Origin of the sequence: Streptomyces sp. NPDC001292, from assembly GCF_042896465.1 — a bacterium.
Classification (GTDB): domain Bacteria; phylum Actinomycetota; class Actinomycetes; order Streptomycetales; family Streptomycetaceae; genus Streptomyces.
Genome location: NZ_JBIAXG010000022.1, coordinates 86929 through 113596 on the forward strand (window position 1 = coordinate 86929; position 26668 = coordinate 113596).

At 67.0% G+C, this 26668-nt stretch carries 20 protein-coding genes and 7 pseudogenes; 11 read left to right on the forward strand and 16 right to left on the reverse strand.

Annotation, left to right across the window (positions count from 1 at the left end):
• Positions 1-59: 59 nt before the first annotated feature.
• Positions 60-506 (reverse strand): VOC family protein, encoded by a 447-nt coding sequence (locus tag ACFY4A_RS22945; protein ID WP_390728867.1) that lies wholly within the window; start codon positions 504-506, stop codon positions 60-62.
• Between the two features lie 396 nt (positions 507-902).
• Between ACFY4A_RS22945 and ACFY4A_RS22950 the strand changes: the two genes are divergently transcribed.
• Positions 903-1769, forward strand: a complete 867-nt coding sequence (locus tag ACFY4A_RS22950) for an SGNH/GDSL hydrolase family protein (protein ID WP_390728866.1) — start codon at positions 903-905, stop codon at positions 1767-1769.
• Positions 1770-1845: 76 nt separating this feature from the next.
• Here ACFY4A_RS22950 and ACFY4A_RS22955 read toward each other — a convergent pair whose 3' ends face one another.
• Both ACFY4A_RS22955 and ACFY4A_RS22960 read right to left on the reverse strand, forming a co-directional pair.
• Positions 1846-2043 carry a hypothetical protein gene (locus tag ACFY4A_RS22955; RefSeq protein WP_390831230.1) on the reverse strand — a complete coding sequence of 66 codons (198 nt, stop codon included), beginning with the start codon at positions 2041-2043 and terminating at the stop codon, positions 1846-1848.
• A gap of 122 nt (positions 2044-2165) precedes the next feature.
• Entirely contained in the window at positions 2166-2591 is a 426-nt protein-coding gene (locus tag ACFY4A_RS22960; protein WP_390831231.1) for an organic hydroperoxide resistance protein, read from the reverse strand.
• Between the two features lie 859 nt (positions 2592-3450).
• Between ACFY4A_RS22960 and ACFY4A_RS22965 the strand changes: the two are divergent.
• Together ACFY4A_RS22965 and ACFY4A_RS22970 are read left to right on the forward strand one after the other, a co-directional pair.
• A pseudogene (locus ACFY4A_RS22965) lies at positions 3451-3594 on the forward strand (hypothetical protein); the annotation flags it as partial.
• A gap of 335 nt (positions 3595-3929) precedes the next feature.
• Positions 3930-4421: a LuxR C-terminal-related transcriptional regulator gene (locus ACFY4A_RS22970; RefSeq protein ID WP_390831232.1), complete on the forward strand. Its 492-nt coding sequence runs from the start codon at positions 3930-3932 to the stop codon at positions 4419-4421.
• A 63-nt stretch (positions 4422-4484) separates the two neighbouring features.
• Here ACFY4A_RS22970 and ACFY4A_RS22975 read toward each other — a convergent pair whose 3' ends face one another.
• From ACFY4A_RS22975 to ACFY4A_RS23005, 7 genes are all read right to left on the reverse strand, one after another.
• Complete coding sequence (locus ACFY4A_RS22975) at positions 4485-4919, reverse strand: peptide deformylase (RefSeq protein WP_390831233.1); 435 nt, start codon at positions 4917-4919, stop codon at positions 4485-4487.
• Positions 4920-5920: 1001 nt separating this feature from the next.
• Positions 5921-7186: a ParB/RepB/Spo0J family partition protein gene (locus ACFY4A_RS22980; protein ID WP_390831234.1), complete on the reverse strand. Its 1266-nt coding sequence runs from the start codon at positions 7184-7186 to the stop codon at positions 5921-5923.
• Positions 7183-8448, reverse strand: coding sequence for a ParA family protein (locus ACFY4A_RS22985; protein ID WP_390831235.1), 1266 nt, complete (start codon positions 8446-8448; stop codon positions 7183-7185). Before ACFY4A_RS22985 ends, ACFY4A_RS22980 begins: the two co-directional genes overlap by 4 nt.
• A 260-nt stretch (positions 8449-8708) precedes the next feature.
• A complete protein-coding gene (locus tag ACFY4A_RS22990) occupies positions 8709-9155 on the reverse strand; it encodes a transposase (protein WP_390831259.1) in 447 nt (148 codons plus the stop codon).
• A gap of 6 nt (positions 9156-9161) precedes the next feature.
• Positions 9162-9461 carry a hypothetical protein gene (locus ACFY4A_RS22995; protein ID WP_390831236.1) on the reverse strand — a complete coding sequence of 100 codons (300 nt, stop codon included), beginning with the start codon at positions 9459-9461 and terminating at the stop codon, positions 9162-9164.
• A gap of 94 nt (positions 9462-9555) precedes the next feature.
• A complete protein-coding gene (locus ACFY4A_RS23000) occupies positions 9556-9828 on the reverse strand; it encodes a hypothetical protein (protein ID WP_390831263.1) in 273 nt (90 codons plus the stop codon).
• Complete coding sequence (locus tag ACFY4A_RS23005) at positions 9768-10130, reverse strand: transposase (RefSeq protein WP_390831237.1); 363 nt, start codon at positions 10128-10130, stop codon at positions 9768-9770. Before ACFY4A_RS23005 ends, ACFY4A_RS23000 begins: the two co-directional genes overlap by 61 nt.
• Positions 10131-12189: 2059 nt before the next feature.
• Between ACFY4A_RS23005 and ACFY4A_RS23010 the strand changes: the two are divergent.
• A pseudogene (locus ACFY4A_RS23010) lies at positions 12190-12398 on the forward strand (IS110 family transposase); the annotation flags it as partial.
• Between the two features lie 31 nt (positions 12399-12429).
• On the opposite strand, the gene ACFY4A_RS23015 reads toward ACFY4A_RS23010, so the two are convergent.
• A complete protein-coding gene (locus ACFY4A_RS23015) occupies positions 12430-13251 on the reverse strand; it encodes a hypothetical protein (RefSeq protein ID WP_390831238.1) in 822 nt (273 codons plus the stop codon).
• Positions 13252-13401: 150 nt separating this feature from the next.
• Entirely contained in the window at positions 13402-13761 is a 360-nt protein-coding gene (locus ACFY4A_RS23020; protein WP_390831239.1) for a transposase family protein, read from the reverse strand.
• Between the two features lie 114 nt (positions 13762-13875).
• Here ACFY4A_RS23020 and ACFY4A_RS23025 point away from each other — a divergent pair.
• The 3 pseudogenes from ACFY4A_RS23025 to ACFY4A_RS23035 all read left to right on the forward strand — a co-directional run.
• Positions 13876-14969: pseudogene (locus ACFY4A_RS23025) on the forward strand (IS21 family transposase); the annotation flags it as partial.
• A 142-nt stretch (positions 14970-15111) separates the two neighbouring features.
• A pseudogene (locus ACFY4A_RS23030) lies at positions 15112-15213 on the forward strand (transposase); the annotation flags it as partial.
• A gap of 555 nt (positions 15214-15768) precedes the next feature.
• A pseudogene (locus tag ACFY4A_RS23035) lies at positions 15769-17858 on the forward strand (ISAzo13 family transposase).
• Positions 17859-17873: 15 nt separating this feature from the next.
• Here ACFY4A_RS23035 and ACFY4A_RS23040 read toward each other — a convergent pair.
• Positions 17874-18347: pseudogene (locus ACFY4A_RS23040) on the reverse strand (transposase); the annotation flags it as partial.
• A gap of 1169 nt (positions 18348-19516) precedes the next feature.
• On the opposite strand from ACFY4A_RS23040, the gene ACFY4A_RS23045 reads away from it, so the two are divergent.
• The 3 genes from ACFY4A_RS23045 to ACFY4A_RS23055 all read left to right on the forward strand — a co-directional run bounded on the left by ACFY4A_RS23045 (position 19517) and on the right by ACFY4A_RS23055 (position 22771).
• Positions 19517-20635: a bifunctional DNA primase/polymerase gene (locus ACFY4A_RS23045; RefSeq protein ID WP_390831260.1), complete on the forward strand. Its 1119-nt coding sequence runs from the start codon at positions 19517-19519 to the stop codon at positions 20633-20635.
• Complete coding sequence (locus ACFY4A_RS23050; RefSeq protein ID WP_390831240.1) at positions 20632-22185, forward strand: phage/plasmid primase, P4 family; 1554 nt, start codon at positions 20632-20634, stop codon at positions 22183-22185. Before ACFY4A_RS23045 ends, ACFY4A_RS23050 begins: the two co-directional genes overlap by 4 nt.
• A 202-nt stretch (positions 22186-22387) precedes the next feature.
• Complete coding sequence (locus ACFY4A_RS23055) at positions 22388-22771, forward strand: DUF6009 family protein (protein ID WP_390729858.1); 384 nt, start codon at positions 22388-22390, stop codon at positions 22769-22771.
• Positions 22772-22928: 157 nt separating this feature from the next.
• Here the strand turns inward: ACFY4A_RS23055 and ACFY4A_RS23060 are convergent, their stop codons facing one another.
• The 3 genes and pseudogenes from ACFY4A_RS23060 to ACFY4A_RS23070 all read right to left on the reverse strand — a co-directional run bounded on the left by ACFY4A_RS23060 (position 22929) and on the right by ACFY4A_RS23070 (position 25710).
• Positions 22929-23846 carry an alpha/beta fold hydrolase gene (locus ACFY4A_RS23060; RefSeq protein ID WP_390831241.1) on the reverse strand — a complete coding sequence of 306 codons (918 nt, stop codon included), beginning with the start codon at positions 23844-23846 and terminating at the stop codon, positions 22929-22931.
• An 88-nt stretch (positions 23847-23934) separates the two neighbouring features.
• Positions 23935-24900, reverse strand: a complete 966-nt coding sequence (locus tag ACFY4A_RS23065) for an RNA polymerase sigma factor (RefSeq protein ID WP_390831242.1) — start codon at positions 24898-24900, stop codon at positions 23935-23937.
• A 139-nt stretch (positions 24901-25039) separates the two neighbouring features.
• Positions 25040-25710 (reverse strand): annotated as a pseudogene (locus tag ACFY4A_RS23070) (transglycosylase SLT domain-containing protein).
• Between the two features lie 301 nt (positions 25711-26011).
• Here ACFY4A_RS23070 and ACFY4A_RS23075 point away from each other — a divergent pair.
• On the forward strand, positions 26012-26458 hold the full coding sequence (locus tag ACFY4A_RS23075) for an acyl-CoA thioesterase (protein WP_390729855.1): 447 nt from the start codon (positions 26012-26014) through the stop codon (positions 26456-26458).
• Positions 26459-26668 lie beyond the last annotated feature (210 nt).

A 26668-nucleotide genomic window follows, 5' to 3' on the forward strand; every position in this document is an offset into this window, starting at 1 on the left:
CCGTCAGGAGGTGTCGGTCCCGGCGCGGCGGGGAAGTCAGCCCGCGCCGGGACCGGGTCTCAGCGGCCAGGGGCGCGCTCGGTGACCTCCTGGAGGAACCACTCGTTGCCGTCGAGGTCCTTGAAGGCGGCGAAGGTGCCGTAGCTGGCCCGCTCGGGATGCAGGCCGGGGACCCGGTGACTGTCACCGGCGTGGTGGAAGATGCCGGTCTCGTCGCGGAACGGGCCGGAGACCTCGACACCATGGGAGGACAGTTCCTCCTTGGCCTTCACGATGTCGGTGACGGTCAGTTGAAGGCCGTGGAGCGTGCCCGCCACCTGCTGGGTGAGGCCCTCTCCGAAGATGATGGAGCACTCGGAACCGGGCGGCGTGACCTGCACGATCCGGTAGCCATCGTGGATCGCGAAGTCGGCGTCGAGGCGCCAGCCGAGCTGCTCCACGTAGAAGTCCTTGGCACGGTCCACGTCTGAGACGGGCAGGATGACTACTTCGAGCTTCATGTCCATGGCTATGGTCTCGCTTTCGATGTTTCCGTTATGGGTTCACTGTCGGGTGTGGGCGACACGTGCCGCATCAGTCACCTGACGGTGTGTCCGGGCCTGCGCCGGGCGGTGGCGCCTTAAGCCACCGTTCTCGCCGGTGTGAGGTATGCCGTCGGCCGGACCCGATGGCGGTAACCAATTCGTTACCGGATCCCCCAGCACCTGACGGCCTTCGGATACGTGTGAATGTTGGGTGCTCTGCCCTCACCATGTGCACGCGCATGGCGCAGTTCCCGGCCTTCGTCCGATCCCGGCCGTTCGACTGCGGCGCACTCCGGGCGGAAACCCGTCAGACCGATCAAGGAAGGACAGATCTTGAGGAAACTCTTCCCTACCTCCCGCGCAGGACGCGCTCTTACGGTGGGGGTCGCGCTCCTTTCCGCCGGGGCGGCCCTCGCCCCGGCCGGGACCGCTGCGGCGAGAACGGTCGCGGAGAACCCGCGCACGGTGGACTACGTCGCCCTCGGCGACTCGTACGCCTCGGCGCCGCTCGTGCCCACCCAGGTCGACGCGACCTGCCTGCGCTCCAGCCGGAACTACCCCTCGCTTGTGGCGCAGTCGCGGTCCGCGACGCTGACCGACGTCAGCTGCTCGGGTGCCACCACCGAGGACTTGACGGCCTCGCAGACCGACGGTGTCGCGCCGCAGCTGGACACACTCGACCGGGGAACCGACCTGGTCACACTCACCATCGGTGGCAACGACATCGGCTTCTCGGCGGTGCTGGGCACCTGCGCCCAGCTCAGCTCCGGCGACCCCGCGGGCACCCCGTGCCAGACGCACTTCACGGGTGCGGGTACGGACCAGATCACGGGTGCGATCGCCCAGACCGGGCCGAAGGTCGCACAGGTGCTGCGCGGTATCCACAAGCGGGCGCCGCACGCCCGTGTCGTGGTGGTCGGCTACCCTGACCTCTTCCCGGACGACGGCGTGGGCTGCACCAGCAAGACCGTGCCGCTGGCCGCGGGCGACTTCGCCTGGCTCCGCGACAAGGAGAAGGAGCTCAACGCGATGCTGGCCCGCGAGGCCCGGCACGGTGGCGCGAGGTACGTGAACACCTACGCGCCGACCGTCGGTCATGACCTCTGCAAGCCGACCGGCGAGCGGTGGATCGAGACGTTCGCCCCGGAGACGCCGGCCGCGCCGGTGCACCCCAACGCCACGGGTGAGAGCGTGATGGCGACCGCCGTCGAGCGTGTTCTCTCCCGTCACAGCCGGCACCACTGACGTTCCCGTCGTAGCAGGGTGGCCGGTTCGGCACGATCCCGTGCCGAACCGGGCTTCTCGTGCGGCCCCGCGGCCATCAGAAGAAGTTCGAGGCCGCGGGACCGTACCCGGACAGCACCGCGCTCTGCGCCCAGTGCCACACCTGCGTGTCCGTCGGCCAGTCGCGCTCCTCGGAGCTCGCCTCCTTCCGGGAGAGCAGCTCGGCGGAGACATCTTCGACAGCCGGACGACGGTGCTTGGCGGTCCGTATATGTGTATGCGTCAGGGAAGCCATGTCCTGCCTCGCTCTTCGGTCGGGCGGCGATGCGGGTGTGACGGGGAAAGGGTGAGCGGGTCCCGCGCGGGGGGCGTACAGGGGAGAACACGGGACCCGCGGTCAGGGGGGCGGGGGATGGATCAGGCGGCGTCGGCGTTGATGGTGACCGGGATGTTGCCGCGCAGGGCCTTGGAGTACGGGCAGATCTGGTGGGCGGCCTCGGCGAGCTCCTGGGCGGTGGCCCGGTCGACACCACCGAGGACGGGGTTGAGGACCGCGGAGAGGTTGAACTCGCCGTCGTCGCCGTGGGTGAGGGTGATCTCGGCGGTGATGGTGGTACTGGTCATCCGGATCTTGCGGGAGGTGGCGGCGTGGCGGAGGGCGCCGAGAAAGCAGGCGGCCCAGCCGGCGGCGAGGAGCTGCTCGGGATTGGGCGCGGTGCCGGCGCCGCCGAGCTCCTTGGGGAGGGCGAGGCTGGTCTCCAGCAGACCGTCGGAGGAGCGGACATGACCGCCGTTCCGGCCTTCCCCGTCGACGTCGACAACGGCGGTGTAGCTGACTGCCATGACTGGTGCTCCCCATCTGGGTCGAAAGGTCTTTGGCCACCTCTCACCAGGCACTCTCTGTGTCACCGGTTGAGGCGGTGACGTAATCATGGCAGTCATCCACGTCACCCGTCAAGGCGGTGACCCATGTCTTTCCGAGGCATGGCTACACCGCTCACACCCCGCCAGCCGCACAAGACTCCTGCCGCGCTTGCGACATGTCCGAGCCGTGCCACCGGTATCGAGTGACACGGCCTCACGGCCGTCGGATTCAGTCGCGCAGATGAACGACACGCAGCACGCAAGTGCACACCATCACCTTCGAGTTCGCCTCCCGCCAGTTCGTCGCCCCGGCTGCTCCAGACGCGCGCCACAGGCTTGCCCGGCACGCTGAACGCCTAGTACGTGCCTTCCTCCGCGCTCTTCGACGACCGCGAGGCCACCCTGCGGCCGTCGACGCGGGCAACGCCGTCGCCCCGACACCGACCGGAGTCCGCGGCCGTCTCGCGGTCCTCACCGCCGAACAGAAGTACCGTCCGGTGACGCCGACTGCCGCCTGCAGCTGAGCACTTCACGCACCGCCCCGACTGGGACCACGCCACCACGACCGACAATGGCCACGAGGTATTCCGCGCCATGGTGAACCGCCCGCACCACCAACGCGGCACCGCCTACGCGACGTTGTGCGTCACGGCCCGGGACGCCGCCGACGACAGCCTCCGGCAGACGGTCACCCGGGCTTGGGCTGAGCGCCCCTGACCGTCACCACCCTGGGCGAGAGGCCCGTACGGACCTCTCGCCCCTTTCCGTCGTCCGGCCCTGGAGTGCAGTCCTCGGATTCGGACTGTCCACGCCACGACGAGCGGGAGGAACCCTCGGAATGCTGGAAGCCGCGAGAGTCTCGCAGGAGCAGGAGGCCGTCTACCGGCTCCTTGTGACGGCAGGCGGAACAACCGCCGACGATGTCTCCCGGCGCACCGGAACGAGCGAGGACGACAGCACACATGTGCTCGAATCTCTCGTACGCCAGGGCCTGGCCAGCCACACCGACACCACACCGCGTGTGTACCGCGCGGTACCGCCGGACGTGGCGCTCCTCCCCCGTATCAAACACACCGCGGACGCGCTGGACACGGCACGCGCAGAGGCGGACCGGTTGCTGGAGGCGTACCGCGAGACCGCGCGCCGCCATGACGTCGGGCAATTGCTGGAGGACATCACTGGAGCGGAGGCCCTGCGCCAGCAGATGCGACAGATACAGGTCAACGCCCGCGAGGAGATGCTCTGGTTCTGCCGGGCCCAGTACGTGGCCATGCCCTCCGCACCGACACGGAAGAGCTCGATGCCCTCGCCCGGGGCGTGCGCTATCGCGTCCTCTACGAGAAGCCCTTTTTCGACGACGAAGGGGCGGTCGACAACGTGGGGGCCGGCGTGCAGGCCGGTGAAATCGCCCGAGCCGTCCCATGGCTGCCCCTGCACCTTGCCATCGCCGACCGCTGCGTCGGCATCTTCCCCCTGGTGCCCGGTGGCCCCCAGGGCAGCCCCGGCCAGCCCACCACCGCGCTGGTCAGGGACAGCAACCTCCTCGGCGCCCTGGTCGCCCTGTTCGACAGCTACTGGGAGAAGGCCGTGCCCCTGCACCTCTCCGAAAACCGCGACCTGGCCATGGACGACGCGGCGACACACCCCGCCCTGTCACCGGCCGACAGCAAGCTGCTGTCCCTACTGGTCGCGGGCGTCGCCGACAAAGCCATCGCCTCACAGATGAGCCTCAGCCGAAGAACCGTCCAGCGCCGCATCCAGAGCCTGATGACACGCGCCGGTGCGGGCACCCGCATGCAACTCGCCTGACAGGCCGCCAGACGCGGCTGGCTGTGATCTGCCGACCCTCAACTGCCGTTGGCGCAAGGACCGTTACGGCACGATCCGCGCGCCCAGCCCTGCGCACTCCTCCACAAGACGCTGCCCCCTCTCGTCCTCGCGGGTCAGCTTGATCTTCTCGGGACGAGTCACGATGGCCTGCCAGCCGTCCACGCTCAGACATCCCTCGAAACTCCCCGCCCGTTGCTCCCCCGCGGCCTCGTACGACGAATTGACCAGCACAGTGAACGGAACCGGCTGCTGCCCACGCTCGGTCAACCGGTCGGCGAACTCCGCCGGCGTCGCCGGCACCACCAGCCGCAGCGGAAGCCCGACCTGCGGCGCGGCCAGTCCGACGGGCCCCTGGATCTGCTCCATCGTCTCGCGCATCCGGCCGATGAGCCGCTGCAGCAAGTCGTCGCCGAGCTGCCCGTCGTAGTAGGCGGTCTTCTGCCGTAGTACGGGATCACCGGCCTGGACAATGCTCATTCCTGCAGGGACGGGGTTCGTCAAGGGCGGGGTCTCTGCTGGTCATTGATGGTTCCGGACACCCACGGGGCGGACGCCATCCCCTTCCTCGACAACGGACCCGGCTTGGTTTCTCTATGAGCGCCACCTTGTCGGCGAGTTCACTGCTTCCCATGGCTGACTTCCATCGTCGACATTGTGCTGTGCGCCTCGTCGGCATAACCGGAACCGACCCGATGCGGGTTCACACCTTCACCATGGAGTGAGAAGAAACACACCACGAAGTACGCACCCGCAACACAGACATATGTCGGACGGCCAAACAGGCGACGTACGTGTGCCCGACGTGCGATAGGAACAGCTTCGGTTTCATCGCTGAGGGACGGAAGGGACCGGAGGCAGAGAACTTGGTCCACTCATGGCCCTCATATCGTCCGCTCAGGAACTGTTCCAGCGCGGATTTCGCTCCAGCGGCGACGGACCCCTCTCCGGGAGAATCGTTCTGAGCGAAGAATCGAACTGTTCGAACACGGTGAAGATTTGCACCCTTCCGCCCCACTTGGGGGATTCGGGCAACAGGCGTCCGTGCCCCGCTCTCACGAACTACTGTCGAACCTCGAACCAGCCTTGCGCCCATGCCTACACCGACCTGACTGTCTTGACGCCCAATCCGCCCCCTCCCCCAGTCACCCGCACCACAGAAAGCCAGCCACGGCGGACGTGGAAGGAGGTCACTCCGGCACGCGTATGCCTCGGTCAGCCGCCACCAGGCCGGCCGCGCCAGAATCTTTTGACCACATCGCACGAAAGCAGCGGCCGACAGGCGCGAGCGTCACGTCGTGTCGGCGTACGGCCTGTAGTGCAGAGGTATGTACGGGCTGATGTGCAGAGCTTGAGTCCCTGTCAGCTGATGGCAGTGATGCCGCCTTCGATGGCGGAGAGTCGGCTCTATTACGCCGTAATAGCCAGAGACGCCTGTGGCCGGCAGGAGACGATGCTCGTGCCGGCCCCAGGCGTGGTGATCAGGAAGCACTGGTATGAGCCCCAACGCGCTTGCTCTGATGCTTGTTCAGAATCTCCAGCATCCTGTCGAACTCGGTGTCACTCATCCTCCGGATGAGGTGCAACGCGATGAACGCACCGTCGTCGTAAGGGAGTCGCCGAGCAGCACCAGACTCCGTCTTTGCGTAGTCCGCATCGACGGACTCACTGTCGTCAGCCCGGGGGTCGGGCACGGTCTCCGCTCGCTCGACAGGTGAGGTGCCCTGCTGGAGCGCTTGAACCGCCTTGGTGGTTGCGGGCGTTGCGTTCGCACTGCCGCTCCTCTTGGAAGGACTCCCCCCGGACTCACCCCTGTTGACGCGACTCGACGGAACTGTCTTGGGCGCTTCGGGGACCGCTGCTTCCCCGGAAACCTCCGGGATGTCGGCCTCGGGCTCGGAGACCTCAGGAATGTCGACGCTCTGGGAAGGCACCGCCGGCACTTCCGGCACGCTGCTTTCCTGCGGTGCGACTGGCGCGGGGGCGACCGCTGAGGGGGCAACCGTTGCAGGTACCGGTGGGGGAACCCGCCGCTCCGCCTCCTTCCGCGAGCGCTCGGCCTTGAGCTCCTGGAGGGCGACATCCTGCCGGTCCTGCGGTTCCTTGGCGACGGAGCGCAGGAGCTCGACAGGTTCCTCCCCCACAACTGCCTGGAGTTCGGGGCTCAGGTTGAGCAGAGCGAGGCGCTGAGACACCCAACCCTGGGATTTGCGCAGCCGCTTGGCGAGCTTGACCTGCGACCCGTGGATCGCGAGGAGACGCTGCAGGGCGCGTGCCTCGTCCAGGGGGTCTAGGTCCTTGCGGTGGATGTTCGCGACGAGGGCGGACTCGAGGATGGAGTCGCCGTCACTCCCCTGCTCATCGTCGACCATGACATTGAGGTGCGTGAGCCCTGCCTCTCGGGCGGCCGCCAGTCGGCTGCTGCCGTCCACAACGACATGGGTTGTGTCGGGCTCAAGGTCGTTCTCGCGCGCCGGGTTGGCCTTCAGGTAGGCGTCACGGTTCATGACTGTGATCGCCTGCTTCTGGCCGTGGTCTTTGAGGCTGCCCACGAGTTCGGTGAGATCGCCCAGGGTGCTGCGCGGGTTTTCGGGGTTGGGGCTGATACGGCTGACCGGGAGTCGCGTCGGAGGGGCCACTCCGTCGGTCGGCACACCTGTGGCGGCACCGATGGCGGCGCGACGGGCGCTGACGGGCAGGGTCCCTCCCCCGAAGCGTCCGGCACCCAACTGGTCGGCCTTGCTCATGAGATCTCCCGGGCCAGTGCGCGCATGGCGACGGCCTGCTGCGAGGTGGGCGCATAACTCAGCAGAGGCTGCTTCATGCGCACGGCTTCCTTCTGTTCCTTGAGGTCGCTGATGAGTCCGACGACTCGCGGATCCTTTATGTCGATCCAGCCCTGCAGAGACGAGGTCGCGATGTAACCGCGCCGACCGTCATAGAGGTTGACGACGATGCCCAAGTAGTCGATGTCGAGGGCGAGGTCGTTACGGAGATCCTCTATCTGGTTCGTCAGCAAGTGATAGGCGTCGGCCGAGCTGTCCTCGGCCTGGACGACGATGAGCGCTCCGGACTGGCCCGGCCCTTCACCATCACGCTTGCGCCCGTAGTAGGCGGCCGCGTCCATACTGAGGCCGAGGCTTGGCGGGCAGTCCACGATGATGACGTCGTAATCGGCTTCGAGCGGCATGAGGGCCCGCTCAAGGGCAGCCTCACGAGCGCGCACCGCAGACAGACGTACATCGAGAAGGAACGCGTCGTGGCACGCGGGCAGCAGGTGCAACCGCCCGCCGAAGTGCTCATCGTCGACGGAGACGATCAGATCCTTCAGCTCACCCTTTGGATCGCCGGCCATATGGTTGGTGAGGCTGTCACCGTTCATCGCCACCGGGGCCGCGCCCAGTTGGTTGGTGAGGTGGCACTGCGGATCGAAGTCGACCATGAGGACACGGAGTCCGTATCCCGGAAGCTTCTCGATGTCGAGCGGGTCGTTGTCAGCCCCGGCTGTGTCGACCTCCGCATCACCGGCCCGAAGGGCAGAAGCGAGAGCCTTCGCTACGCGCACAGGAAACAGGCGGTTGGGGTCCTCCGAGAGGGCCTCCCCCAATCCCGCCGTAATGGCGGTCTTGCCCACACCGCCCTTCTGGTTGCAGACGACGATGCGGCGGGTGATGTCGGGACGCTGGACATCCGGCGCGGGATTGGTGTCGAGCCAGAGCTGGACGGACTGGGCGAGCCCTTGGATCAGGGATACCTGCCGGTCCTCCGCGATGCTCCGGAACTCCTCCCACTGCCCTGACGGCAGGAAGGTGGAGAAGGACTCGGCTCCGGCGGTGTCGACCATAGCGGTGGCTGAGGCGAGGTCGCACCAGGCGGCGATGCCCTGCTCGACGGCGGTCTGAATCTCGATGCCGAGTTGGGCGGTTCTGACTTTGAGGTTCTGCCGGAGCCATCCCGGCAGTTTGGAGACGACCTTCGCTCGGTCGCTCGAGGTGGCTGACATACTCATGGCGCTACCTTACTAACGTCCTAGATCATCCACCGCATCAACACGTTAGTTAGTGCAACTTGGTGATGAAGAAGGACCTCCCTAGCCCTATTACGGCGTAATAGCTCGCCCGGGTTCACCAGTCACATGCGTCGAATCCACCCTCCTCGCCCACGACTCTCCCCACAAGCTCCCAAGCCTCCTGAACTTCCCGAACTACCCGAACTACCCGAACGGCGCCCTCCCCGGACCTTCAGCGACCTGCCGAACCCTCAGATCTATTACCAATGCCGTGACTCTGTTGGTGAGGTTGGCGAGGTCATGCGGTGGCTGCGCACTGCGCGTGAAAGCCGCGTGGTGCGGCGGCGGGTTCTGGGGGTGCTGGATATCCAGTCGGAGACCCGGGTGACGTTGCAGGCCAGGGCGATGAGAACGTGCTGGAGGCGGGTAGGGGCCAGGCCCCGGTAACGGGAACGGCGCAGGCCGTGGACGCGAACGTTCTGCGAGAAGGTGGCCTCGATGCCGGCGCGGATCGCGTAGCGGCGCTGCCATTGCTCGGTGCGCTGGTCGAGCCGGTTACGCGTCTGGATCTCGTGCAGCAGCCGGGGGAGCACGGCGATGGAGCAGGGCCGCGTGGCTGAAGTGGTGCACTGGGCGTGGTCTGGGCAGGCCAGGCAGTCCGCGTCGGCGAACCGGGCCTGCAGATAGGTGTGGTCCTTGATGTTCAGCCTGGTTCAGGACACGCTCGTGGCCCCGCGTGGGCAGATCGCCTGCTCGTTATCCCAGTCGATGGTGAAGGCCGCCTTGTCGAAGCCCGAACCGGCCTTGGCCTGGGCGCTGTGGTCGGCGACGACCGGCCCGAGGAGGGTGACGCCGTGCACACGCCGGGCCCGCTCGATGCGTGCCGGTGAGACGTAGTCAGAGTCGATCACATGCTCTGCGGGCAGCAGGTGCCGCTCGGCGAGTTCGTCGTGGATGGTGTCGGTCAGCTCGATGTCCTGGACAGTGGAGATGGTGGTGGCGACATCGACCACCAGCTCTGGGCGTTCTTCGTCGCATGTTTCTGTGAAATGTGTCCGGTATCCGCTCCGGGCGGTGTCCCGTTTGACGCAGTAGTGCGCGTCGGTGTCATAAGGGTGAGTCGAACCGCAGCGAGGCGGGCGGCAGGGCGTGGCCGTCCCGCCAGCGCAGGGATCCGTCCACGTCCCAGAAGTAGTCGTGGACCCAGACCTGGCGCAGGATCTCCACCTGCGGGAGATACCGCAGGTGGGGTGGGGCGCAGGCGGCCCATGCAGTAGTGAGAATCTTCTGTCCGTGGCCGAACTCCCCGGCCCGGGCGGTCACGGCCGCCTTCCCGCCCGGCAGTTTGCCGATCTCCGGCATCCGTATCGCTTGGCCCACACGGCTCGATCAGCGGGCTCATCCAGCATCACCTGCAGCAGTCGGTCGGCGGCGCCTTCCGGTTCGGCCAGCCTGGCCCTGAACTCGCACAGCACCGAGTGGTCGAATCCCGGACCCTCCAGCTCGAGGCTGAGGGCGTACTTCCAGTCGATCCTGGTGCGGACCGCGTCCGCCAGCCGCGCGGTCGGACAGGTTCTCCGCGAACTGCAGCACCGACACCAGCGCCAGCTGTCCGGGAGACAGCCACGGCCTGCCGTCACCCGGATACAGTCCGGCGAACTCCTCGTCCTCGAACAAGACATCGAGCCGGTCCCGGATGAGCATCGCCGGAGTGCCCTTTGGGCACGCCGCCCGCGCCGTCCTCACCGGAATCCGCTGAAAATTCCTCGGCCGTAACGACACCGCACCCACACCCCAGACCCCGAGGCCACCGGGCACACCCTCAGCGAAGCACCCCACGGCCCTCCCGTCAGCACCCCAAACAAGATCACCAACAGAGACACGGCATTGGATCTATTACGGCGTAATAGCCAAGGCGCGGCGGACCACTGTTGCCCGGAGACTGGCTGCGTGGGAGCTGTGCGGTGGGACCTCTGCTCGAGGCCCTGCGCAAAGTGGTGGGTCCTTCGGGGCGCAGGATCGAGGCCGCCCTTTCAGGAAGTCGTCCTGAGTCACCTCGGTCCTGGTTGGCGGACTCGTCTACGAGGGGGTCCTGATCGCGGCCGGTACCTGGCTGTCCATCCGCGTGGCGTTGGTATCCGGGCACGGCGGGGACCTGTGGCCGCGCCCCAGCGGACCTTCGCCGCCGTGCGCTTCCCGAAGTGGACGGCCGACTCTCGCTCCAGGTCTGTTGCTGTCCTGGCTGGTGCGCAGGCACAGCATCGGAGTCTTCCCTCAGCCGATCAAGGACACACATCCAAGTCTTTGTTCGAACCATCTTTCGTCGCGGTCACCTGACTTACGAAAAGCAGCGGCGGGATCGAACCTTCTCTGAGGTACTCACCGAGACGAACGGCTGCGCTGAACGAGCGAGCTCACCCGTCGGTCTGCTCCCTGACTACCGCGCTGTTCCGTCGCCCTGTCCCCTCTATCTAATACGGCGTAATAGATAGAGGGGACAGGGCGACGGCTGGACGACTCGAAGTACGGACCGCGCATCGCTCACGCACCCGGTATTTGAGCGCCTAGCCTCTCTAGTGCACATGGCTCGGTTTGCTGCGCCAGGTGGCACCGGACGGCCAGAATGATCAGTGGCTGAACGTGTGCAGGTCCGGAGATGCACCAGCCGGCGCTCCGCCTCGAGAACCGCCTCGGGCGTCCGGCGGACATGGTTCGCTCGGGGAGTCTCGTCGATCAGCTCGACCGCCTTGAGTCGCTTCGCCTTGTTATAGGCAGCGCTCGGCGCAGCCACTGCCAACGCCGGAGCGAGGTGGATCCACTGGGCTCCGGCGGCTCGTGCGTCGTCCACTGCACGCGCCTGATGGATCTCGGTCTGCTCACGCACGTACTCCCACAACTGCACTCGCTTGAGTGCTGCGGCCTGCTGCACCTCGGGTGGCTGCCTCCGCAGCGCCTGGCTATGTCTCTCCGCGTAGAGGAGTGCACCGAAGAGCTCGTCGTCAGCAGGCATGCGCTCCACATCCGGATCCTCCGCGTCTTCGTGCATCTGACGCAGCTCGCCGACAACAGCCGGAGCATCGAGTGGACCGATCCGCATGGGCGCTCTGATCAGCGGTTTTGTGGGCTGGATCGACCTCCGCGCGCGTCTCTTCATGCCGACATCCTGTCCCACCAGACGCAATTCACAGAATGTGAAACTGCTTCACCCAAGGATGCCTCAGCCAAAGCAAGACAAAACGTCCCCAGTCCAGCGCAGGGTTGTGAGGGGCCCATACCTATTACGCCGTAATAAGTGCCCTCCTCATCAGCGACGTCCACGTAATTGATGAGACTCCGCAGCAAGAACGGAGGGCGGCGGGGGAGTGGCGGTTGAACGTGTCTCGACGACGGCCGAACGCTGGTTCTGGATCAGCCCGTCGACCTGCTCCGAACGTCGCCTGCATAGGCAGCGCTCGGCGCAGCCGCTGCCAACGCCGGAGCGAGGTGGATCCACTGGGCTCCGGCGGCTCGTGCGTCGCAACGCCGAAGTCGGCCTGCACACCGACCGGCAGCTCCTGGCTGAACCGCATCGAGACCCGGTTCACCGCCCCGCGCTGCTTCGCCCTGGGCGGCACCGGCCAGGCCGGCCGCCAGGAAACAGGGCAGCACGCTCCGCCGCTCCACCAAGTGGTCCAACGGCCTGTGCCAGCCCGAGGCCCGCGAGCTCCTCAGGACGGCCCCACGCCAGCCGGGGCCGCCCTCGGCTATTTGTGGGCCTTCTCCGCGATCACCGCCTCGCCCGGAGCCAAGGCCCACTACCAGCGGCGCCGCACAACGACCATGGAGACTGGCACGCAGCCGCCCAGCGCAATCTCTTCAACGGCATGATTAGCCAGCTCTACCACTGCCTCCAGAAGCGCAAGCTGTTCGATGAGAACACGGCCTTCCCCACCGAACTCGCTATCGCTTGACGGTTAAGGCCCTGAGGTGTCTGATGCGGCACTAGCTCTCACCCGGTCCGTGTTGAAGCTCCAGAGCAGCAGCCAACGCCAGTCGAGCATCCTCAGTCAGTGCGACAGAACGAGCCCTCTGCTTCTCCAGCTTGGTCAAGGCACGGAGGGCGGCGTCGAGATAGCGCTTGAGGCTCACCATCTGCAGCGGTGTCCGGCAGTGAGGCAGCACCGCCTCGATCTCCTCCAGCCAGTAGTCCGCGTCGTCGTCCCGTACCAAAGCCTCACGTTCTTCCAACAACCGAGCGGCAACCGGCACCAGAAGCTCATGCCGTCGCTGTGCCGCTTCCTGCGCCCGACGCTCGGCGGCCTGCTCAAGCGCCAGCCGGCGCTCCGCCTCGAGAACCGCCTCGGGCGTCCGGCGGACATGGTTCGCTCGGGGAGTCTCGTCGATCAGCTCGACCGCCTTGAGTCGCTTCGCCTTGTTATAGGCAGCGCTCGGCGCAGCCACTGCCAACGCCGGAGCGAGGTGGATCCACTGGGCTCCGGCGGCTCGTGCGTCGTCCACTGCACGCGCCTGATGGATCTCGGTCTGCTCACGCACGTACTCCCACAACTGCACTCGCTTGAGTGCTGCGGCCTGCTGCACCTCGGGTGGCTGCCTCCGCAGCGCCTGGCTATGTCTCTCCGCGTAGAGGAGTGCACCGAAGAGCTCGTCGTCAGCAGGCATGCGCTCCACATCCGGATCCTCCGCGTCTTCGTGCATCTGACGCAGCTCGCCGACAACAGCCGGAGCATCGAGTGGACCGATCCGCATGGGCGCTCTGATCAGCGGTTTTGTGGGCTGGATCGACCTCCGCGCGCGTCTCTTCATGCCGACATCCTGTCCCACCAGACGCAATTCACAGAATGTGAAACTGCTTCACCCAAGGATGCCTCAGCCAAAGCAAGACAAAACGTCCCCAGTCCAGCGCAGGGTTGTGAGGGGCCCATACCTATTACGCCGTAATAAGTGCCCTCCTCATCAGCGACGTCCACGTAATTGATGAGACTCCGCAGCAAGAACGGAGGGCGGCGGGGGAGTGGCGGTTGAACGTGTCTCGACGACGGCCGAACGCTGGTTCTGGAGCAGCCCGTCGACCTGCTCAGCGAACGTCGCCTGAGTGCAGGAGCGTTGGCGGCACCGGAAACGGCGGACCTGTAACTCGATCATCACTGGCCGCCCACCGACCGCGGTGCCGGCGAGTCGACGCACGTACCGGCTGTGCACCCGCGCCGACACCGTCCCGCAGGCCGGACACGGGGCCCGCTCAGCTGACGCGCGGGCTCGTACGAGTACCAACTCGGGTCCACCGGGAGGACGGGCAGGCCTCCGCTGCGGCATGACGAGCCATCTGCTCTGCCGGAAGGGAAGGCAGCATGAGGCCCAGGCTGCTGCCTGGGCAAGCGACGCCCTCAGCCACTGCCAAGCCTCATTCGTTATGGCGGCCAGTAGAACGTGCACCGCCGGATCACGCCGATGGGCTTCACAGGCGGAGAGAGGACCACGCGGCGGGCGGTCGCGGAGGCGAAAACACAGCTGCGGGCCGGGCAGCAGCGAGTGTAACGGCCGTGGATCATCGAGCCGAGCTTGCCGCTGCAGTCGGACGGGGGCGAGGAGCCGAAGATCGCCGACCATCGTACTTCTTTGGGGTGTGCTTGGCCGGCCTGGTCCCGGTTACGGGTGGTCGTCCCGGTGTTCGGCAAGACGCTGCCGACCATCGTGGACTGCCTGGACGCCACCTTGCGGCCGATCGCCGGGGTTCCGCCCTATGCGCTGACCGACAACGAGAAGGCGGTCACCACCGAGCACGTCGCGAACATCGCAGTCCGCAACCCGGAGATCGTCGAGGTCACCCGCCATTACGGCATGACGATCCGTACCTGCCTGCCCGCCGACCCGGAGACCAAGGGCAGTTCCGAGGCGACGAGTCGGATTCCGAAGGCCGACCTGGTGCCCACCGACACCGACATGCTTGACCAGTAGGCGTCGTTCGGACACCTGAAGGCGTCTTGCCGCGACTTCTGCGACGACATCAACACACGCATCCACTGGGCCACTCGGTGCAAGCCGGCCGAGACCCTGGCCGAAGAACGGCAGCGGCTGCATCCGCGGCGGAAGGAGACGTTCGCGGTCGCCACCGGCACCACAAGGCGAGTGAACTGGGATGTCACCATCTCCGTTGAGCGGTGCGCCATTCGGTCCCGCACCTCACCACACGACTCTGGGCTCGTTTCCACGGCCACGAGCTGATCGTCACCGGTCACCACGGACGGCCGGACCGACGAGGCTCCTTCCTCGCGCTCGGAGAACGGGGCTGCCTCCAGGCTGACCGAGGCCGCTGCAGCCGGGGCCCGCCGCATCAAACGAAGATGGCCGAGGCCGTCGCCACCCTGGCAAACCTCCACGGCATCGCCGAGGTCTGATCGGGCCCTGCGATCGCCGGACGGTTCGCAGAGAACGACCTGATCCCCATCGTCACCTACCAGGCGGGCCTCGAAAGCACCGAGCCCACCCGGGCCACCGAGGAACACCGCCTCCAGCCGGGGACCTGGGTCCCGTCGGAGCCGGAGACGGTGCGGTGCTATCGAAGCCGAGGGCTATTACGCCGTAATAGCCCTGGCCCCTCACCGGTGCTCCTTGCCATCAGCGATGTCCGGTCCGTGAGGAGCTGGCCAGGTAGCCGTTCGGGCAAGGATCGACTGGAAGTACGCACTCGGACTCCACCTGGAAGATCCAGGCTTCGACTTCTCCGTGCTCAGCGAATTCCGGGCCAGGCTGCTGCGAGGCCCGGACAGCCAGATCTTGGACCTTGCCCTGGAGCGGCTGCGAGAGGCGGGGCTGCTGAATGCCGGCGGACGGCAGCGTGCGGACTCCACCCACGTCATCGGCGCAGTCCGCACGCTCAAACGGCTGGAGCTTGTGGGCGAGACACTGCGGGCGGCGTTGGAGGCGCTTGCCGCCGTGGTCCCCGACTGGCTCACCGCCCACAGCGAACCGCACTGGGCGGAACGATACGCGCATCGGGCGGAGGAATACCGGCTACCCAAGGACGACGCGGAGCGACTTGCCTATTGCGAAAACATCGGTGCGGGTGGTGCCAGCTTGCTGGCACTTCTCGAGGCTCCCGATATCCTGCCGTGGCTGGGGGAGCTTCCCGCCATCAGGACGCTGCGGCGGATCTGGGACGAGCACTACCGCCAGGAAGACTCCGGTCAGCTGCGATGGCGCACGGCCAACGAGTTATCGCCAGCTGGAGAACGGCAGGCCAGCCCCTACGACCCGGATGCCCGCTATGGCATCAAGCGCAACGGTGGGGTGGACCGGCTACAAAGCCCACCTGACCGAAACGTGCGAGCCGGATACACCACACGTGATCACAGGTTCTCGGTGTTGTTGCCGCATTTGAACGAGAGGCAGCGGCGACTGGCCCTGGCGGCCGAGGCCCGTCTGATCGGGCACGGCGGCATACGGGCGGTGGCGCGGATCGCGCAGGTCAGCGAGACGACCGTGCGTCGTGGAGTATTGGAGCTGGAAGCGGGGGCCGGGCCGCTGCCGGGCGGCCGGGTGCGTACACCGGGCGGAGGCCGCAAGCGGGCCGAAGTCAACGATCCTGGCCTGCTCAAAATCTTGTTGGGGCTGGTCGAGCCGGACGAGCGGGGAGATCCTCAGTCTCCGCTGCGGTGGACGGCGAAGTCGCTGCGCAACCTGGCCGAAGAGCTGACCCGGCAGGGGCATCCGGTGTCCGCGCCGACGGTGGGCCGGCTGCTCAAGCAGGAGGGCTTCAGCCTGCAGGCGAACGTGAAGACCCTCGAGGGTGCCCAGCATCCCGACCGGGATGCCCAGTTCCGTTACATCAACGAGCAGGTCAAGCAGCACCAGGCCGACGGCGAGCCGGTGATCAGCGTGGACACTAAGAAGCGGGAGCAGATCGGACGGCTGCCCATGGCCGGCCGCGAGTGGCGGCCCAGGGGCGAGCCTGTCGAGGTGGAGGACCATCACTTCTTCTTCAGCGGTCCGGACGTTCAGCAGGCGATCCCGTACGGGACCTACGACATCGCCCGCAACACCGGCTGGGTCAACGTCGGTGTTGACCACGACACGTCGGTCTTCGCGGTCGAGTCCATCCGCCGCTGGTGGCGCTGTCGCGGCAGCCTCGACCATCCGAAGGCGTCACGGCTGCTGATCACCTCGGACGCGGGCGGCTCCAACGGCTACCGCTACCGAGTCTGGAAGAGCGAACTGGCCGCCCTGGCCGCCGAAACGGGCCTGACGATCACGGTGTGTCACTTTCCTCCGGGCACAAGCAAATGGAACAAAATCGAGCACCGGCTGTTCTCACACATCACCCACAACTGGCGAGGCAGGCCGCTGACCAGCCACGAAGTCGTCATCGAGACGATCGCCGCCACCCGCACCCGGGCCGGTTTGCGTGTCGAGGCCCACCTGGATCCCGGTGACTACCCCACCGGCATCGCGATCAGCAAGGACCGCTTCGCCGCACTGCCGCTGGTCCGGCACGAGGTTCACGGCCAGTGGAACTACACCCTGCTGCCCGAAACCTCCGCGCCACAGGCCCTTCCCGTCGGCGAGGCGCACGGCGTCTCCGGCCGACGCCGCGAACTTCTGGCCCGCCTGGCGGACCCGCGCCTGACCGGGCTGAGCAGTACGGAACTCGGGACCTATGCGCCGAGTTGGCCCCACTGCAAGCCGCCCGGGCCCAGGGAAGGTATAGCGAACAGCGCGGCGGACGCGCCCGGCGCGCCACCGGAAACCAGCGGGCCAAGCCGCTGTTCGACGACGCCACCCGGGTGATGCTCACCCTCCTCTACCAGCGCCAGGTCTGCTCGATGAAGCTGCTGGCCGACATGCTGGAGGTGACCCCCACCTGCATCGGCCACCTCATCGCCGAGACCCGCCGGGTCCTGGAGGACCACGGCCACCAGCCCGGATACGCCCCTAGCCGGTTCACCACGGCGCACACGCTGATGGCCTTCCTCGACACCGACAAGACCCCACCGCGGACCCGGATCATGGAAAGCCTGTCCCATCCACGGCTTACCGGCATGTCCCGCACGGACCTGGATGCACTCACCTGCCGCCTTGCCCCACGCCAGGTCGCCCAGGTCGAACGGGCCTCCTACCAGCGTCGGGGCGCCGATCGTCAGCCAGGCAGCCGCGGCGGCGTCTTCCCGCAGAAGCTCGGCGACAGAGAACGCGTCGTCGTCGCCATCCTCTACCTGCGGAAACTGTGCACCCTGGACATCCTCGCCGCCGCGCTGGGGGACGTTAGCAGGTCCTCGATCGGGAACGTCGTCCGCGAGATCCGGCCCCTGCTTGCAGAAGGCGGACTCCTCCCGCCCCCGGCCACGACCCGCTACCGCACCGGCCCCGATCTCCTTGCCGCCGCGCATGAAGAAACCGACACGCCGACAGGTTGATTCTTTACGGCTTCAGTGGGTGCGGCACCGCTGCCAGGAGGCGCCGGGCAACACGGCGCCGATCGCGTCGACCAGGCCGGCGTGCGCGTCGGAGACGACGAGCTGGACGCCGGACAGCCCGCGGGCGATCAGTGAGCGCAGGAAGGCCAGCCATCCGGCGCCGTCCTCGGCGGTGGCGACGTCCAGGCCGAGGATCTCGCGGTGGCCGTCGGCGTTGACGCCGACCGCGATCAGCGCGTGGACGTTGATAATGCGGCCGCCCTCGCGGACCTTCTGCGTGAGGGCATCCACCCAGACGAACACATACGGCCCGGCATCCAGGGGCCGGTTGCGGAACGCGGTGACCTGCTCGTCCAGGGGCCGGACCATCGCCGAGACCTGAGACTTCGACAGCTGGGTGACGCCGAGGGACGCGGCGAGCTTCTCCACCCGCCGGGGGCTGACCCCGAGGAGGGGGGCAGTGGCGACCACGCTGATGAGGGCCTGCGTACGCTTGTCGGAGTGCTCGCCCAGGCGGCAACGATCACATGGGGGGCCTCGGCATCGATGAGCTCCTCGATGCGCTCGTACACCACCCTGTTTTCACCAGGAAGACGTGCGCGACGGCCTTCCCTCAGGGAGCACGCACGGTCAATGAATGCACCCGCAGCGCAGACACCCGGCGCGTTACGGGACCACGCCCAGCTACACCACTTCCTTGGGACGAGATCTGAACTCTTCCTGAGGAGGGGCGCCTTGGATGGGAGGGACTGGAGGCCAGCCGCAGGGCATCTGTACTCACACTTGTCGAGCAAAACGACCGGAAACGCGCAGGGCGGGCCAAATGCCTTGCCGGGGGAGGCCTTCCCCTCCGGGGGGAACGGGAACCTGCTCCCTTGGGGCAAAAGCCGCCACTGAGCGCTCAATGACCAACCTCTGCCTCCCACGCCGAGGGAACGGAATCAAGGGACTGAAAGGTTCACCGCCTCTTTGCCGGGGAGAGGCTCCGTACTACATGCCCAGGGACCAAACTGCCTCAGTCCCTGGCGGAGCTCACCATGCCTGGGCGGGGACAGACTTCTGCCCGGGACGCAGAAGGGGCTCAGTGAGGGACCGTGACCCTTTCGGTCCCTGGCCCTTAGTCCCTCACGTTTTCGCAGGTCAGGGCACTCTCACCCCCTCCATCAGGGACTGTAGGGACTGAACCTTGCCATTATGACGTAGACAAGAGATGCATTCGTACGCGCGCGCGCATGCAAGACACACATCAAGTACAGCTCATAATGGCGACGTTAAGTCCCTACAGTCCCTGTTCTGGTTGGGTATACGGCTCTGACCTGCAGTGATGTTCAGTCCCTGTCCGGGGACTGCCCTTTTTTCAGGCCCTGTCGTTTGGTCCCTGGCCCCTCGGTCCCTGCCCGTGTGGGGATCGACGGTCCCTCGGCGGAAGTCCGAACCCATCCCGCTCTTCGGTCCCTTCAGCCCCTAGGGTGGGAGGTAGCCGGTCGGCCAAGGGACCCAGAGACCTGATGGAAACGGCACGCCCGTGGGACAGCCTTCTCTTTGTGATCGTGGGCCGTACACTCTTTTCGCATCAGAGTCCCTTTGGTCCCTGGCGGGGTGATGCCCGTCAGGTGTGTGAAGTGATCGGGCAGGCAGAAGTGACGAGGACGATTCCCGTGCCCCGTGAAGGCGAGGACCGCGACAGTGCTGCCACCGTCGCGCCTGCGTCGCCGCATGCCGTCGCCCGGTGGTGTGCCGCGCAGGGCTGGCCGATCCATCCTCTGTCCCCAGGTCGGAAGACGCCTGTCAGGAACTGTCCTGCCTGCTCAGGGGCCAGGCCCTCTCCCGGCAGGCACGATCCGGCTTCCTGCCCCTGTATCCCCGCAGGGCGGCCTTGTCACGGCTTTCATTGCGCCACCACCGATCCAGGGCTCGTCGATCGGTGGTGGGGCGACGCCCCGGCCGCTGGCGTGGGTGTCGCCTGCGGGCCTGCTGGACTTGTCGTGATCGACATCGATGCGCACCAGGTGGCTGTCGCCGACAGAGCACACCTACTGCCCGGGATTCTGATCCCCGATCAGGTGAAGCTCGACGGCCTTGCCTCGGGTTTCGACACGTTGGCGCTGCTCGCGGCCTTCCGGGGCGAGCAGGACCCGGCGCAAGACGAGACGACGTTGCGGGTACGGACGCCCTCCGGTGGTCTGCATGTCTGGTACCGGAACCCAGAGCCGTCCATCCGTTACCGGTGTTCCACCGGTTCCGGTCGGAACACGGCACTCGCCTGGCAGGTCGACGTCCGTGCCCATGGGGGCTACATCGTTGCTCCCGGCACACGTACGCCGCAGGGTGTCTACCGTCCGGTGGGTGCTGCCCGGCAGCCGGCCGTGCTGCCGGAGTGGCTTCGGAGCGAACTCAGGCGTACGGGGCATGTCGTCGAGCCCCCCGGTCCGGCTCCGGCGCCTTCCGGCGAGGGCATGGCTGCAGTCATTCCTCCTGCGAGTGGCCGTCGGCGCACCGCTGCCCCCCATCAGGTCATCGACCCGCTCATCGCACAGGTCGCGCAGTGTGCCGCCGCTTCGGAAGGGACCGGGTTCACGGAGAAGCTCAACAGGGCTGCCTACACGGCTGGAGGGCTGGTCGGAGCGGGGCTTGTGGACCACGCCGCCATTCGTGACCGACTTATCCGTGTCGCCCACTATGCCCGCCCTTGGCAGCAGTCCCGGAATGAAAAGATCGTTGACGACGCCCTTGCCGTAGGGTTCGTCCGCCCTCTTCACCTCAAAGGACGTCCATGAGCAGCAGCGCCGAAGGCTCACCGCGTTTCGACCCGCAGGCCGCCGCTCAGCAGATGCTCGACCTCCAGGTGGCGACCCCTGTCCCAGGACCCATCCGGCTGCCCGCACAGGGCTTTATAGGCGCTTCTGTGGCCTCTCCAGCCCATAGCGGCATCGGTGCCTCGGCACCACTGCCTCCGTCCCTCTCCGACCGCGGGAACGCCCGCCTCTTCGTGCAGTTGCACCAGGATCAGTTCCGGCATGTGGAGGGTCTGGGCTGGTTCGCGTGGGACGGCTACCGATGGAAGCGCGGGGGAGGGGAGAAGGCTGCTCTGTGGGCCGCGGGGGAGATGGCCGAGGACATGCCCGACACGGACCCGCGCGGAGTCTTCAGTGACCGTGAGCTCGCGCAGCACAAGCGGCGCACGCTGTCCACGACCGGTCTGAAGGCGCTCCTGACGCAGGCCAAGGCCTCGCCGGACATCTCGGTGGATCCCGACCGGCTGGACGGCGATCCCTACGCCTTGTGCACGCCTGTCGGTGTCGTCGACCTGCACAACGGGCATCTGCGCAAGGCCGACCCCACCCGTGACTTCCACTCCCGTGCCACCAGCGTCGCCCCGGAGGACATGGAAACGCCTCGCTGGCACCGCTTCCTCTTCGACACCTTCGGGGACGACGACGAGGGCCGGGAGATGATCGACTTCCTGCACCTGCTGCTCGGGTACTCCATCACGGGTGACGTCGGTGCCCAGGTGCTGCCGTTCCTGCACGGTGAGGGTAAGAACGGCAAGTCCGTGCTGCTCGACATCATGATCCAGATCCTCGGCGACTACGCTGACGCGGCTCCGCCGGGCTTCCTGATGGACCGGGGTGCCTTCTCGGAGCACTCAACCGAGCTGACTGAACTGCACGGGCGGCGGCTGATCGTGTGCAGTGAGCTGAAGCCCAACGACAAGTTCGACGAGGCCCGGGTCCGGCTGTTGACGGGCGGCGACAAGATCAAGGCCCGGCGTATGCGGCAGGACTACTTCTCGTTCACCCCGACCCACCATCTGTGGCTGCTGGGCAACCACCGACCGGAGGTCTCCACCGGTGGCTTCGCCTTCTGGCGGCGTATCCGGCTGCTGCCCTTCACCCGGACGGTCCCCGCGCACCGAAGGATCGACAACCTCGCCTTCGAGCTCGTCCGTGACGAGGGCCCCGGGATCCTCCAATGGCTCATCGAGGGCGCCCAGCGCTATCTGCGCACCAGAGACCCGCTGGAGGGCCCTGACAGAGTCCGTATCGCCACGACGGCGTACGCCACCACCGAGGACCACATCGGCCGCTTCCTGGCCGAGTGCTGCACCCGGGACGGCGAATCCGCAAAGGATTTGAGGGTGGAGCAGGGGCTGCTGTACACGGAGTACAGCTCCTGGTGCAACGCCGGCGAAGGGATCCGGCCGGCGACCCCGAGGGCCTTCGCGAACCGCGTCCGCCAAGAGGTGGGCGTGACCTCGCCGACGGACATGATCAAGTCGAACGGCCGGAAGTACTACCCCGGAATTGCCCTGCTGGAGCACGCATGACGGCTGTCGTAGGTCAGCCATCCACACCACGTGCCCTACACCCTTGTGGTCGTGAGCTCTACCATGGTGGCCAGGCCCCGCATGCGGTGGCCCCCACAGAGCGGCCCGTCACTTGGCGGCGAGCGGGCCGGAGTGACACGGACAGATGTCCGGCCATGCGCCTATGGCCGGAGAGCACGCCGACGAAGGAGGGGCTGCAGCCATGAGTTCGCTGTTGACCGAGAGCGACCTCATCCACGAGGCCGAGGTGGTGTGGCTGGAGAACCTGGAGAGCCTGGACTACGTCCGTCAGGCACTGGACAAGACCAGGCGGCGCAACACCAAGCCGCCGTACGCACGCGACGGGCGCATGGTGGGCTACGTGCGGCTGGACGAGGACGCCTCTCCCGATCCGGACAGCGGCCTGTACAAGCGCCGGGTCTTCTTTCTGCTTCCGCATGACCGCGACAGCCTGCCCGACGGCCTCTACCGCGAGGGCGCCCCGGGCGAGGCCGTCGACCCGCGTACGATCGCCCCGAAGAAGCCGGGATCGAAGACGCCGAGGTCGCAGTGTGGTGGCTCGGTCGCCATAGCGTCGGCGCCCTGACACTTTTCCAGGCGATTTCTCATCACGGCACGTCACGGTGCTCTTGTCGCCGGAGGTACAGGAGACCCCGTTACTAGCACGAGGCGGACCGGGTACGGGGTTCACGTGCGTCGACCCGAAGTCGGGGCGACGCACGTGGTGAGAGCTCGCCGCCCGACTACACGGCCCCGTCCCGCAGGTTGTTCCGCAGCACGAAGTCACGGACCGCGTCCGCGAACAGCTCGGGCTCCTCGATGTGCCCCATGTGCCCGCTGTTCTCCAGTACCAGCAACTGCGAGTCGGGGATCAGCTCGTCCATCTCGAACGCCCAGCGCGGCCCGCAGATCACGTCGTGTCGGCCCACGATGACCAGAGCCGGTACCTCCAGTTTCTTGAGGGCGGCCCGGTCGTCGATGGCCTCGGGCGTGAGATCCGCGTCCAGGCCCGAAATGTACGTGGCCCGGACCGAATCCCGGAACGGGGCGAGCCGCTCCTCGTTGCCCCAGTAGTCGGCGAAGTACGACGGCAGCACACCTCGGGCGACGGCCTCTGTCTGCTCGTCGCTGGAGATGGCGGCCATCGCGCCGAACGCGGCCATCACGCCGGGCAGTCCGGGGTGGTCGGCGTACTTTGCGGCGAACTCCTCCACCCTGCGGCCCGCCTCCGCGCCGTGCTCGGGCCCGGTGACGGGTGCGCCCTCGTACAGCACGACGCCCGCGAGCTGCTCCGCGCGGTGCAGGGCGTGGTAGGCGGCGACGAAGGCGCCGTGCGAGTGCCCCAGCAGGTGCACCTTCGGTACACCGAGCCGGTTGATCAGTGCCTGCAGGAAGAGGCTGTAGCGCTCCCGGGTGTAGCCGTGCGGGTGCGAGGGGAGGCGGCTGTCCTCTGCGGTACCGATGGGCTCGACGTAGACCATCGTCAGGTGCTCTTCGAGGGCGGGCATGCGCATGTAGTCCCAGTGGATACCGGGGCCACCGGACTGCGCCACGCACACCGGGCCGTTGCCGTGGACGTGGTAGCGCTGGACGATTCCGCCCGTGCGGTAGGCGTGGGTTCCGGGGGAGAGGGGGTCGGTGTGCGTGGTGGCAGTTTTCATCGGGATCTCCGTGAGGTCCGCAGGTTTCAGGAACACCGACAGGACGCTCCCGGATCCGGGAAGTTCGATCGGAAGAATGTGATCCGTATCACGCTGTGATGGTGGTGGGGGCGGCCTCGGGGCGCGGTGCGTGATACAGCGAGACCCGGTCGAAGCGGCCGCCGTCCAGCGACATGATCCAGGCGACGCCGGGCGGGCAGTGGTCCGGGTCGTCCGGAGGGCTGATCAGTTCCATCTCCCATACGACCAGGGACCGGCCGGCCACCACGTGCAGGGGGCGCTGGCGCACGCCCGCCGAGAGGTCGCAGTCCATTCCCGCGAGGAGAACGTCGACTCCGCCGAGCCGTTCGCCTCCTGTCAGCAGCGAGACAGCGGGGGAGTAGCGGTCCTTGACCACCTTGCCGAATTCGCCGCGCTCGGCGGCCGCGAGGGTCGCGTGTGCCTCGTGCCAGCTGTTCTCGGTACGGCGTACCGCGTCCTCGTGTGCCGTGGCCGCGGTCGTGGTGAGCGACTGGGCGAGGGCGCTGCGGGCCTGGCTCAGCCGGCTGCGTACGGTGCCTACGGGAATCGCGCAGGCCTCGGCTATCTGCTGGTACGAAGTGATCCCGGTGGAGAAGTAGCGCAGGACCAGCGGTAGCCGCAGGGCCGGGGACAGCGACTCGACGGCCTCCCAGATCCAGTCCCGTAGCGCGTGGCTCTGCAGGACCTGCTCGGGCGTCTCGTCGTCCGACGGCAGTGGCACCGCCTCCATGGGCTCGACCCGGCGCGCGGCGCGCAGCAGGGTCCGGCAGCTGTTGCGAACGACCATGCGCAGCCAGGGTCCGACGGCTTCGGGGTCGCGGATGTCCACGATGCGGCGGAGCGCCACCAGCGCGGCCTCCTGCATGACGTCGTCCACATCCGGACCCGGCCCCAGGAGGCTGAGCGCCACGGCGCGCATCCCGGGCCGGTGCCGCTCGAGGAGCAGGGCCAGCGCCGATACGTCGCCCGCCTGCGCGGCTCGGGTCAGTGCCGCGTCCTTCACCGGACCGGCGTCCACCGGTGTCCCGCTCATACCTGTCCTCCCGGCCACGACACCTGTCTGCTGTCGAGCGTAACCGTTCCGGGGATCGTGCCGGGCGGGGGAGACGTGCGGGGTGATGTGCTGGGCGTCGAGACACGTGTGGCCCGTTTGTGCGGGCCGGAGCAGGAACTCAGTACCATTGGTTGGCCTGCCAGAAGGACCAGGCCTTGCATGGGCTGCCGTAGCCGCTGTTCATGTAGTTCAGGCCCCACTTGATCTGGGTGGTCGGGTTGGACTGCCAGTCGGAACCGGCAGAGGAGTACTTGGAGGCGGGCAGGGCCTGGAAGAGGCCGTAGGCGCCGGAAGAGGCGTTGACAGCATGCATGTTCCAACCGGACTCGTGGTTGACGATGTTGCTGAAGCACTGGAACTGGCCACTCGGCACCATCTGTGCCGCCATCGCCTGGATCTGCGCGACGGAGTAGGAGCTCTGGACGGGGAAGTCGGAGGCGTCCCGGGAGGGGGCGGTCTTGGCTTCCGCTCGCTCCTTGGCCTCCCGCGCGGCTTCCTTCTTCGCGATCGCGGCCTTGGCGGCGCCCTGCGGGCGGACTCCTCGGCGTCCTTCTTGGCGCTCGCATCCGCCTGGATGGCCTGTGCGTCGGCCTGCTGGGTGAGGAATGTCGTCTGCACCTGGGCCTGGTGACCGGCCGGGATGTCCGTGAGGAGCGTGGTGCCGGCCGCCGTTGCCTGTGCTTCGCCGGGCTGCGCGGTGCTGCCCGAGGCAACTCCGACAACGCTTCCGACGGCGGTGACCGCGGTGGCGGAGGCCACTGCGAATCCCCGGACCGTTATCTGGCTCACGCGTTTTTCTTCCGGTTCGTGTCGGGTCGTGCCGCGACTGCCGCAAGCGATTCGCCTGCCAGGTCCGGCAGTTGGAACACTCTGCCGTGCCGGAGCATGTGGTGCAATCCTGATGAAAGATATGCATGCTCACACCTGATGCCAGCCGATGAGGCACGAAGCCACCACAAACGTTGATTCCCTGTGCTGTGCCCTCACCGCTGTCCGTGCGGCGGACTGAACCCCTCGCCCTCTTCGGAACGTGTAAGAAGAGGTTTCACTTCGGTCGGTGACCGCGGCGCGGAAGGGCTGGTTCTGACACATGTCCAAGGTATTCACGAAGACTTTCGAAGTTCGTTGGGACGACGTGGACCTGAACGGTCATCTGCGCAATACGAGATACCTGGAGTACGCGGCGACGGCCAGGCTCGGCTTCCTGGTCGAATCCGGGTGGAGCCCGAGGGCCGTGCAGAAGGCCGGGTTCGCGCCCGTGACGCTTGGCGACGAGGTCCGCTACCGGCGTGAGGTCTTCCCGTCAGAGGTGGTCACCGTGGCCTCCCGCATCATCGGTCTGAGCGAAGACGGCGCACGGTGGCGGTTCGAGCACACGATCTACCGCCAGAGCGGTGAGGAGGCCGCCGTCGTGCGTACTCTCGGTGCCTGGATCGACATCGCGGCCCGCAGGATCGCCGCGCCGCCCGCCGCGCTGCTGACCGTCATGGAGGAGGCCCGGGCCGAGGACTGCGAGGTACTCGCTCCGAAGTCCTGAGGCCCGCTGCCGGTGGGGTGGGGCGGTCGTCCTCATATCGGGGAAGAGCATGAGGACGACCGCCCCGTCCTGCGACCAGGCCAGCCAGTGAACACCCTGACCGCAGGAGCTCTTCTCTGGGGCAACGGGATTGGAACCGCGGCAGGTTCACGTTCTCGGACGAGGTGATCACGCTGTGGCGGGCGGACACCGTCGTCCGCGCCGCGTCAT

Excerpts from the sequence above, each read along its gene's own strand:
- ACFY4A_RS23005 (WP_390831237.1), bottom strand. The coding sequence starts at position 10,130 with ATGTCTTGTTCGAGGACGAGGAGTTCGCCGGACTGTATCCGGGTGACG.
- ACFY4A_RS23075 (WP_390729855.1), top strand. The coding sequence starts at position 26,012 with ATGTCCAAGGTATTCACGAAGACTTTCGAAGTTCGTTGGGACGACGTG.
- ACFY4A_RS22975 (WP_390831233.1), bottom strand. The coding sequence starts at position 4,919 with ATGAGCATTGTCCAGGCCGGTGATCCCGTACTACGGCAGAAGACCGCC.
- ACFY4A_RS23050 (WP_390831240.1), top strand. The coding sequence starts at position 20,632 with ATGAGCAGCAGCGCCGAAGGCTCACCGCGTTTCGACCCGCAGGCCGCC.
- ACFY4A_RS23065 (WP_390831242.1), bottom strand. The coding sequence starts at position 24,900 with ATGAGCGGGACACCGGTGGACGCCGGTCCGGTGAAGGACGCGGCACTG.
- ACFY4A_RS22985 (WP_390831235.1), bottom strand. The coding sequence starts at position 8,448 with ATGAGTATGTCAGCCACCTCGAGCGACCGAGCGAAGGTCGTCTCCAAA.
- ACFY4A_RS22980 (WP_390831234.1), bottom strand. The coding sequence starts at position 7,186 with ATGAGCAAGGCCGACCAGTTGGGTGCCGGACGCTTCGGGGGAGGGACC.
- ACFY4A_RS23020 (WP_390831239.1), bottom strand. The coding sequence starts at position 13,761 with ATGCCGCAGCGGAGGCCTGCCCGTCCTCCCGGTGGACCCGAGTTGGTA.
- ACFY4A_RS22955 (WP_390831230.1), bottom strand. The coding sequence starts at position 2,043 with ATGGCTTCCCTGACGCATACACATATACGGACCGCCAAGCACCGTCGT.
- ACFY4A_RS23060 (WP_390831241.1), bottom strand. The coding sequence starts at position 23,846 with ATGAAAACTGCCACCACGCACACCGACCCCCTCTCCCCCGGAACCCAC.
- ACFY4A_RS22960 (WP_390831231.1), bottom strand. The coding sequence starts at position 2,591 with ATGGCAGTCAGCTACACCGCCGTTGTCGACGTCGACGGGGAAGGCCGG.
- ACFY4A_RS23055 (WP_390729858.1), top strand. The coding sequence starts at position 22,388 with ATGAGTTCGCTGTTGACCGAGAGCGACCTCATCCACGAGGCCGAGGTG.
- ACFY4A_RS23015 (WP_390831238.1), bottom strand. The coding sequence starts at position 13,251 with ATGAAGAGACGCGCGCGGAGGTCGATCCAGCCCACAAAACCGCTGATC.
- ACFY4A_RS22945 (WP_390728867.1), bottom strand. The coding sequence starts at position 506 with ATGGACATGAAGCTCGAAGTAGTCATCCTGCCCGTCTCAGACGTGGAC.